This is a genomic window from Peptidiphaga sp., from assembly GCF_057238965.1.
Map to the genome: position 1 here is coordinate 45,352 of NZ_DBHHEV010000006.1, position 9,363 is coordinate 54,714.

A 9,363-nucleotide genomic window follows, 5' to 3' on the forward strand; every position below is an offset into this window, starting at 1 on the left:
ACCCTCAGCTAGGGCAGCCTTAACAGCAGCCATCGCATCATCAACGCGGTATTTCTCCTCTTCGATCTCGGTTACTTCTTGTCTTCATATTCTAAACAGTTCACTTTCTAAACTATTCATTGTCAACGCCGTGCCACGCGCCGACGGCGCCAAACATACACTGCGCCGCCAACTCCACCCAGCACAATCGGCACCGCTCCGCCATAATATAGCGGCGGAACATTATCACCAGCAGCTGCCAGTGCAGCCTCGTGCTGCGGTTGGCTTGGCTGCGACTGTTCGGCCTGTGAGATATGCATGGCCTTCGACGGCAAGGTGGTATTCTGTGGCTGGTTTGACTGCGGCTGGGTCGACGTCGTTGTCGCAGCGCCGCTATGCAGCGTGCGGTCGAGTTGCCGCAGCAACGCATCATTACTCTGCGGGTCGGAGAGATAACGCCACACAATGATCCCCTGCAGGTTGTGCTGCTGGACATATTCTGCCTTATACTTCATCGACTCCGCATCGTCGTAGCTAATAAACTCACGCCGCGCGGCATTGTAGAGATAAGGCGCTTTGCTTGCGTTGTCCCAGTAGCGAGTGTAGCCATTCTTGTTAATATACTCTCGCTCGAGCCGGTCATACGTGGTGTGGTACTCGCCAGCCTTTTGGGTGTCCCCAACGGGCTGGTGCAGTCCATGATTCGCCCCAGGAACTGAGGTAAACCGCCGGCTATACCACGCCGCCCCGATCATCAATTTCTTTGTTGGCGCGCCATGAGCTTGGTAGTGCTGCACTGCCGAGTTGGCACTTTGGTCGAGCGGGTCATCAGGTGCAGTATAGAGCCCAGCATGGTGCCCAGCGTGCGTCTTGAACGAGCCGAACCCACGCATGTCATACGTCATAATTGCAATCTGATCAAGATACTGCTCGTACTCAGCAAACTTATTTTGCTCGGCATACCACTTGGCTGGTGCACCTGTCATCGAGATACTTGGCTTGCGTCCACCGGTGGTCGTTGCCGTTCGCAATTCGCGCAAGAGAGCAATCAGGTCAGCCTGCTGGCTCCCCTTTGGAAACTCCCAGTCGATATCCACCCCGTCTAACTGATGAGCGTGCAGCGCCTCCTTGACGGAGCTCACAAAGGCATGCCGGGTACTTGCTTGGCGCACCATCGCATCGAACTCCCTCCGCGCGGCATCATTGCCGCCACCAATTGAAAGAATAAGGGAGATACGCGGATTGACCGCGTGAATCCGCTGCAGCGTAGCCGCCTGCTTAAGGTGCGGCAATGCATCAAGCTTTAGACGCCCATCGGCCGAAATGCGCCCAAAATGGACGATGAGCCGATCGATCATCTTCAGATGTTCGTCAGTCACTTTTGGGAGATTCTCGTCGCTGACATAGACCGAGATTGTCTTCCGCTCAGCAGCCTGGGCTGGCACCGGAGCCACCAGCTGGCATCCGACCGCTATCATTATGACACTGAGCAGACTTTTCACAATTGCCGTCCGCATATCGCCTCCTTGCTTTTGCTGTCTGTCTTCTTCCATCCTATACCGTTTGCCGGAATGTGTAAAGTATGAAGTGGTGTAGGTTACTCGTTATCGGTGGCACAAATGGCACATGCGTCATTGACAGCGCGGCAATATAGAGCAGCCGCACCGCATAATACACTACGTGGTGAAACCAACCCCGCGGTCGGTCATCAAGCGAAATGCTCTGACCGCTTCCGTCAACAGTCGATTAACTTACGTCAAATTTAGCAAAGATAAGCATGAAGTAACTCTAATGTCTTTTTAGACATCACTAGAAGTGCGTCTCGAAGTTTTTCCTGGTCCATAGTTTCGGCAAAGGTCAAAAGCTTTTTCGTGGACTATCTGAACAAATGCTTCACGATTTTTCTCGCTTTTCGTCTTCGCTCCACAGGAATCATCGATCTTGAAAGCAAGTCCAATAACCTCCACAGTTACCTGCGGGGCGGCTTTGGCATCGAGTCCAAGATCGTCCTGTATCGGAATTGCATAGAAGGCTTGTCACCTCGATGAGTTTGTCTGAAGACCGCAATCTTTGAGCGTTAGAAGCTCAACTTGAGCGTCCCGAAAAGCTTTCCGCTCTTCTAAAATCACAATCTAAAAGGTGGTCATTAACCATTCCTACTGCTTGCATAAACGCATATACAATGGTGGAGCCGACAAACTTAAAGCCTCTTTTCTTCAAATCTTTGCTTATCTTGTCTGACAGTTCCGTTTTTGCAGGGACTTCTTCTATTGATTTCCAAGAATTTATAATCGGCTTATGATTTACAAAGCCCCATACATAACTGCTGAATGAGCCAAACTCCTCACGTACCTTAAAGTAAGCTTTTGCATTGATTGCAACAGACCTCACTTTCAAACGATTGCGTATAATTCCTTTGTTTTGAAGAAGCTCTTCTTCCCTTTTTTCATCATAGTTGACAACTATTTCAGGGATGAAATCATCATAGGCTTCGCAGAGTGATCCCATTTTCTTTAATATTGTAGACCAGCTAAGTCCTGCCTGCATTCCCTCTAGGCAAAGCATCTTAAACAGTTCCCTGTCTTCAAACATCGGTATTCCCCACTTCTTATCGTGGTATTCCTGTTCAAGCTGATTGTGGTTCGCCCAACCACATCTCTTAATTTTCTTTTCCATAACTACTCCTTACCGATATTTTCGTACTCAATTTTATCAAGTGTCTCGTGAAAACTAAACTAGACGAGTCCATTCGAACCATAACAGGCCAAATTATACTCAAGATAATGATTTAGCGAAGGATTATGTCTTTCTGGGCGGTGCAGGTCGCCGAACTTCGATAGGCCAATCGCCTGGAGGGCCGGAAGGCGGCATGCTTCGAGTTGTGCACACCCATTCTTCCCGCGGGCCGAATCAAGGTTAAAACCTCCCGGAGCATCGTTGTTTTAAGGATGTCATCTTTAGAGCCCGATTGGAGCTGGGCTTTTGAGCGGAATGTTAGGCGATGCATCTAAGTGCAGTATAGAAGACGCAACCTGATTGTTTCCTACATGTCTCGGATGTCTACGCAAGCTGAGCGGAAGGCCGACAGCTTCGACGGCGCGGTGTGTGTGAACGAACGAGTCGCCTGCGGCTTGTCGCAGGCCTGTTGCGGCCGGATCGATCTGGCGCCGTTGATCCCGTTGTTGCTCATGCACATGCAGCTATGGCCTATACGGAAAAGGGGGCGCTATGCATTTGTTGTAATCGCAGACTGTCCAACATTCTTTCGATACGCAAGGGGGCGGTGTGTAGCTCCGGCATTGGGCAACCCTGCGCCACGCTCTGATGACAGAGTCCTCGGCTGGGTACCGCGACGCCCTAGAGTCCTTAAACACTCTGCTTTTGTCCGTGGCGGGGACTGCTTCAGACCCGAACGGCGGACGCAGTCAGCGGGCCTGGCCTCCTCGGCTAGGCTGGTTTTATGAGCAGCAGCGACGATCCTGGCGGGCCCGCCCGTCTTGCGGAGGAGGCCATCCTCCAAGAGCTTCGGGCCGCCCGTAAGCGCCCGGGCGGGCTGTCGCCGCAGGCGATGGCCATGGGGGACGTGCCGGAGGCGTACATCGCTTCGGCCTCGTCCCCTTGAGGCTCATCACGTCCACGTTGCCGTTGGGGAACGCCGGCCTGCTTGCGAAGTCGGATGACCGTGTTCTTCGTGATGTTGAAACGCGCGCAGATATCCCGCACTGGTACGCCGGTCGCGTAGAGACGGGCTACGTCAGCACGCTGGGCCTGGGTCAGAGAGGTGAACGTGACCTTACGAGTCGCACGCGGCGCTGCAGGGCCGGGCCATGGCGGACGGTCAGCGGCCAGATCAGGGGGCAAGCTCGCGATCAAGTCCACCAACGGCCGTCACTGTTTCAAGTCCACATCAGCAAGAGCCACTGAGTTTCCTTTTCTAACTTTCAGCATTTTTGATTCTTCCGCCGTACTTAAATAAACGAAGTCATTATTTTCATTCATTTAAGACCTTTTGATTTTTTATCTTTATTTTAAAGAAGTTTCTTCCGTGTTTATGTTTGAAAATTCGTCTTCTGTTTTTGAGGTACCGGAGAATTTTGCGACAACTCTTCACAGCCATTACGTAAGTGTATATATTGGTGGAGGCAGCAAGATCCCGTCCGATGGAGCAGCGTCGGAAAGGGGCGGACTAATTTAGCGGAAGGAACCCCGTGTCTTTGAATGAAAACAATCCAAGCGCAAATCGTCTTTCGACGCAGTCGTCAGCGGCCTGGGGGCCGGCGTCGGTGAGTGCTCCGACGCCGGGGGCGGTGCAAACGCCGTCCTCTTCTAGGACACTCGTATCGGGATCCGTTCCGCCGTCGTCCTCTTCGCAAACGCCTGACGCCGCTGCCTCTGCCTCTGCGGCCGACCAGAAGAAGAGGCTGAGGGCTGCGAGAGCAACGCTGCTTCAGGCGGCGATCCCTTTGGTGCTCGCGTGGGTAACGGCCATGGCCCTGCCGTTCTTCAACTACGAGTACTACAAGTGGGCGATGGCTGTGCTGGTCTGTGTGGTCTGCTGGGCCGCAGGGTGCATGTTCTACGCCGCGAAAATGCTGAAGCTCAGCTTAAAAGGCCGCTAATGAATCCGCCCTAGCGGGCGAAGCGGCGGGCTTCTCTCCGCTTGGTGAGGGAGTCCGTCGAATCAAACTTTGTGGCCGTTAAAGCCTCCTGACTGACGTTGGGCGTGCGTTAGCGCTGCTGCGAAATCGGTTGGTGTGCGGGTAGGCCTTGACTTTCACTCAACGCGCGGGAGTTGCCGCTGGAGCAATCGGAGGCTCCCGTGGAGGCGCCGGGTGGCCATGGTTGAGACAAGCAAGGCGATGTGACCTGGAGCAGGCGGACGGCAGCTCTTGTACCGGCGGCCTCCTTGTCGTCAATACAACTGAGTGGTTGCCTTGAAGTGAGGAACAGACTAGTCGACGCCGGAAAACTGTCAATTATTGGAGAACGCTGATCTTGATCTCCCCAGAGACGTTGCTCTGTCTGTCCGTTACTTTGATGGTGTAATCGCCAGGGGCCGTGAACTTGAGTTTCTCCGGCCATGAAGAGGCTATCGAGCACTTCGAGGTCTTGTTTCCTGAAAAGCCGTTTGGACCGGACACTGTAGTGATCATCTCGCAATTGTCCGATTCAATGACTGAGCCTCTGTGTTTAGCTTCCCAATAATACTGTAATTCCATTGTATTCTCTTTGATCTGAAATTTATTTGGACCGATCTTCTCACCGCCATAAACCGACTGATCGTACACTTTGACTCCGATATTATCTGGTTTGTAAGTTTCAGGGTTGTCGAGCGTTGTGTTAGTGACCTCAGGTATTGGTTCTTCAGAGGGTTCTTTGGAGCTTTCGCCGGTGGCGTCGGAAGCCGAGGGGGTCGTAGTTGTGGGGCTTGTAGGCGGCGCTGATTTGGCTTGAGTCGATGTCGTTTTGGAGTTTTCGGCAGCAGTGGCGTCGTCCTTCACAAGTGCCGGTCCGAAAGCGATGATGACTGCGGAGATGATGCCGACGGCCGCCGAAAGGAGTTTCCATCTTGGGCCTTCGTCACTGGATGATTTATGTGACTCACCGAAATATGTGACGCTTTTAAAAGTTCCTGTATTGTATATAGAAGTATTGTTTTGATTGCCGCTGTTCGAATTCTGCAAACCATGGTTGTTTATACTGTTTGTCATCGTTATCTTTGCTCCTTTGGGTGTGGGTTGTCGAGATTGAATTGAGCGGCGTCGAACGCTGCTGATAGATTCGAGAGTACTACAAAGTAACCGTTGATGGAATGTTGTTTTTACGTGAAAGACTCCTAACCGAAGCGATCTTTGCTTTTCTGTGCGGATTCGGGAGGCTGCGTCTATCAGCGGCCGTCAGCAGTCACTTGCAGTCACGTAGATCGTTTGAGGCTTTGCGCTGCGAAACCCGCGTTTTGGATTCTTGGACTCCGGAGTGGGCGCCGATGTCGGGAAGTTGGATCCTCCGTGCAAAGCCGACAGCAGGGCAGTTGCGTTACTTTTAAGAGGAATCTAATCCTGTGCGGGCTCGGATCAGAGCGGCAGATGATCGATCATCACCGAGCCGCGAGGACCGTTTCATCGAATTCGTAGTCGTCAAGAAGATGAATGGTGGTTGCGAATAGGTCGGCTGCGAAAGCTTGCTCAGGCTCTGCGAACGCGGGTCCGGCGTCGGCGCCCTCTGTTCGTTTTCTCCTGTCGCTTTCTGGCTCAGCGTTGTTCTCCGTTGGTTTGGCGCGGCACTCTGCTGGTTCTGCGCGGCTGCCCGAAGGTTGTGCGTGGCGGTCCTTGACTTCCTTCCGTCAAAGGCGTCTGTGAGATGAGCGCCCTCACTGCTCGGCAAAGTGATTTTACGGCTTCATGCGGTGGTGAAGCGCTGATTCTTAACCTCCTACTCTCCGAGGATTCCCGAGTGTCGTTTGTTAAGCCCTCGTTCTTCCTCACGTTTCTAGTCGGTGGGCGCGAGAAGGCATGTTCATGGCGAGAGACGAGCTTGCCGGGGCTGCAGGAGCCTCTGAAGCGCGAATAGACGCGTTCGAAACGGACAATGCGATGCCGATGTTTAGACAGCTCGGCCTCATGGGAAAAACTCGATGGAACTCTCGCTTTCTCTTCTTCACGACGCCGCCCACGCAGTCCTGCGCGCCCGGCGTCGTCGATTTTCGCGGCCACGGTGGGGGCACGGTTCCACCTGTTGGCGTGGGAAATGCGTCGGGCGGAGCAGCACCGAAAGGCTGCGCTGAAACTGGAGACCACGGGGACGTCCCTCGGGTGCTCGAGGAGGGGATCACAGAGCTGGCGTCCGACGTTGTCGAAGACCTTTCGGGCACGGCAGAAACGGTGGCCGAAAACTTGAAAGTCAGCACTCTCACCGCGGGTGTTCGTTTGAAGGCGCTCGGCTTAATCTCCGAGGCGGATTTGGAGGATAGTCGCGTTGAAGCGATCGGCAGTGGGAACCTAGGAGGGAGGAACGGAAGAAGGCGAAAGGAGGGACGCCTGTTTGGCGGCTCCGCTTCCGCGCCGCGGACTCCGAGTTTGAACAGCCGGGCACGGAACGCCAGACGAAGAGACACGCGTGGCCAGCGAAGGGGCACGTGTGGTCAACAAAAGGGACGCTCGTGGTCAATATGGGGACGCACGTGGCCGACGAAGGAAGGGGCATGGTCCAGAACGGGACGCACATGCTTCAGAAAGGAACGCACATGGTCAATCGCGCATACCTGTACAGCCTCGACAATCGGCCGGTCAGCTATTTCGACCGCCCGGAGAGGGCGAGCGGGCTCTCCGAGTGGCCCGGCACCGTTCCAATCTCCTACCGCATCCTCGCCTCGGGAAACACGCAGATCTGCTCGTCCCTCATCGCCAATGGCCTCGAAGGCGCCCCCGACGTCAAGGTCTACGCCATAAACGGGGAATATGACGTCGGGTTCGCCCGTTTCTTGAGGTTCATCGACGTGATTCGCTTCGTCTCGGGCAGCTCGCACTTCGAGGCCCCTAATCTGCTCGATGAAACGATTTCAACCCGGTCCTTCCTCGATCTGCACATGAACAAGTACGTGCAGCTCGAAACCGTTGAACTCGACATCCTCTCCGGCGGCGACGAGGCGATGATGAGAGAGATGGTCGAAGCCGAAGCCTCGATGTGCACGTGGATCGGCGAATCCATCGACGCCCTCCCAAACGAGACGAACGAAGCCGCAGCGGTCGTCTACGAATCCAGCGTCAAGGGTGCCGGTCCCTTCGCGGGCCTGCGTTTCGACGACAAGTACGACGCCGGCCGCGACCCCCTCGGATTCCGCTGGAGCGAGACTCTCAACTTCGACATGCCGACCCGCGCTGAATTCGAGGAGACGGAAGGCCGCGACTAACCCGGTCTGCCGCGACTAGCCGTCCGCCGCGACTTGCCGGGCACGCTGTGAATGGCTCGGCCTGGCGTCGACAGCCGGGCTGTCGCGAATAATCGGTACGCCGCGACTAGCCGAGCCTTTGCCGATCTGATGCGTTGGCGAAACCGACCTGACGCGTTGGTGAAACCGAGCTGGCACATCGGAAAACCCTGCGGCCGCCGTCTCGGTGACGGCGGCCGCGAAACCGGCGGAGTTCAGGCCAACAGAGCTGCGGGGCCCCGCTACTCCCGAGAGAATGCGCCGACGTCGGCCATCTGCCGCTTGGTCCACGGGGCGACGGCGAACAGGATGACCGCCACGGCAACCGTGACCGCGCCCAGGCCGTAGTAATACGTCGAGTTCGGGATGTCCTTGGTTTGAGAAATGATGAAACCGGCGAGCCCCTGGCCTGTGGCGGTCGTCAGCAGCCATAGGCTCATCGCCTGAGAGGCGAAGTTCTTGGGCGCCAGCGCCGAGGTCGTGGACAGGCCCACCGGAGACAAGAACAGCTCGCCCACGGTCTGCACGATGAACACTGCCGCCAGGAACCACCATGGCGCAAGATTCTTGCCGCCGGTCCACGTTTGGAACCCGAAGCCCAGGATAAAGGCAGACAAGCCGACTAAGAGCACTGCGATTGCGAACTTGGCGATGGTCGACGGGAACTTCCCCGCCCGCCTGGTAAACAGCCAGCCGACCAGCGGCGCCAGCACTACGATTGTGGCCGGGTTGATGGACTGATAGGTCTCAGGGCTGAGGACCCAGCCGACCACGGGGATTTTCCCGTCGGTGTTTTCCTTGGCAAAGGTTGCCATTTTGCCGGCGGCCTGCTCGGAGATCATGAAAAACAGCACCGCGCCGATCCACAAGGGGATGTAGGCGCGCAGATGGGTGCGTTCGCGGGAGGTGACCTTCGGGGAACGGAACATGAGCATGAAGTAGCCCAGCGCCGCCGTTGCCGGGACGACGAGCATTGTGGCGGAGAGGGCGTTAAGCAAGCTGCCGGTGAGGTAATACAGGGTCGTGACCAGCGCCGCCGTTCCTGCGATCGCGGCCACAGCGGATATAACAAGCTTGCGGCGCTCCCAGGGGCGGATCGGGTTGGGGACGGTGAATGCGAAGGCAGAAAGCCGGTGGCGGCCGTAGACGAAGGCGGCCAGCGCGAACCCCATGCCGACAGCGGCAGAGGCGAATCCCGCGTGGTACCCGTAGTGTCCTCGCAGCCAGCCGGTCACTATGGGAGAGGCAAGCGACCCGACGTTGATTGACATGTAGAACAGTTGGAATCCGGCGTCGCGCCTGGGGTCGTTATCGTCGTACAGGCCTCCGACGATCGTCGACAGGTTCGGTTTGATGAAGCCGGTTCCCACCGCGACCAGGATGATTCCAAGCCAGGAAACGGCTGGCACAGGGATCGACAGGCAGACGTGGCCCGCCATGATGACCAGCCCGCCGTA

7 protein-coding genes and 1 pseudogene are annotated in these 9,363 nt (G+C 55.8%); 3 read left to right on the plus strand and 5 right to left on the minus strand.

The genetic code is table 11. The features are described from left to right. Positions 1–122: 122 nt before the first annotated feature. Entirely contained in the window at positions 123–1,532 is a 1,410-nt protein-coding gene (locus ACO48X_RS01760) for a glycoside hydrolase family 18 protein (protein ID WP_484999953.1), read from the minus strand. A 532-nt stretch (positions 1,533–2,064) separates the two neighbouring features. Further along, positions 2,065–2,655: a DNA-3-methyladenine glycosylase I gene (locus ACO48X_RS01765; RefSeq protein WP_484999955.1), complete on the minus strand. Its 591-nt coding sequence runs from the start codon at positions 2,653–2,655 to the stop codon at positions 2,065–2,067. Between the two features lie 784 nt (positions 2,656–3,439). Here ACO48X_RS01765 and ACO48X_RS01770 point away from each other — a divergent pair. Beyond that, positions 3,440–3,601: a hypothetical protein gene (locus ACO48X_RS01770; RefSeq protein WP_484999965.1), complete on the plus strand. Its 162-nt coding sequence runs from the start codon at positions 3,440–3,442 to the stop codon at positions 3,599–3,601. Positions 3,602–3,651: 50 nt separating this feature from the next. On the opposite strand, the pseudogene ACO48X_RS01775 reads toward ACO48X_RS01770, so the two are convergent. Continuing rightward, a pseudogene (locus ACO48X_RS01775) lies at positions 3,652–3,858 on the minus strand (helix-turn-helix domain-containing protein); the annotation flags it as partial. Between the two features lie 329 nt (positions 3,859–4,187). Between ACO48X_RS01775 and ACO48X_RS01780 the strand changes: the two are divergent. After that, entirely contained in the window at positions 4,188–4,598 is a 411-nt protein-coding gene (locus tag ACO48X_RS01780) for a hypothetical protein (RefSeq protein WP_484999957.1), read from the plus strand. Between the two features lie 357 nt (positions 4,599–4,955). Here ACO48X_RS01780 and ACO48X_RS01785 read toward each other — a convergent pair whose 3' ends face one another. Then, positions 4,956–5,690, minus strand: coding sequence for a hypothetical protein (locus ACO48X_RS01785; RefSeq protein ID WP_484999959.1), 735 nt, complete (start codon positions 5,688–5,690; stop codon positions 4,956–4,958). A gap of 1,424 nt (positions 5,691–7,114) precedes the next feature. On the opposite strand from ACO48X_RS01785, the gene ACO48X_RS01790 reads away from it, so the two are divergent. Continuing rightward, positions 7,115–7,888 carry a DUF7822 domain-containing protein gene (locus ACO48X_RS01790; protein ID WP_484999961.1) on the plus strand — a complete coding sequence of 258 codons (774 nt, stop codon included), beginning with the start codon at positions 7,115–7,117 and terminating at the stop codon, positions 7,886–7,888. A gap of 260 nt (positions 7,889–8,148) precedes the next feature. On the opposite strand, the gene ACO48X_RS01795 is transcribed toward ACO48X_RS01790, so the two are convergent. After that, positions 8,149–9,363: peptide MFS transporter (locus tag ACO48X_RS01795; protein WP_484999963.1), on the minus strand; the 1,215-nt coding region annotated here is incomplete at its 5' end.

Bases quoted from the DNA above. Each gene is read 5' to 3' on its own strand.
- ACO48X_RS01770 (WP_484999965.1), top strand. From the start codon at position 3,440: ATGAGCAGCAGCGACGATCCTGGCGGGCCCGCCCGTCTTGCGGAGGAG.
- ACO48X_RS01765 (WP_484999955.1), bottom strand. From the start codon at position 2,655: ATGGAAAAGAAAATTAAGAGATGTGGTTGGGCGAACCACAATCAGCTT.
- ACO48X_RS01785 (WP_484999959.1), bottom strand. From the start codon at position 5,690: ATGACAAACAGTATAAACAACCATGGTTTGCAGAATTCGAACAGCGGC.
- ACO48X_RS01760 (WP_484999953.1), bottom strand. From the start codon at position 1,532: ATGGAAGAAGACAGACAGCAAAAGCAAGGAGGCGATATGCGGACGGCA.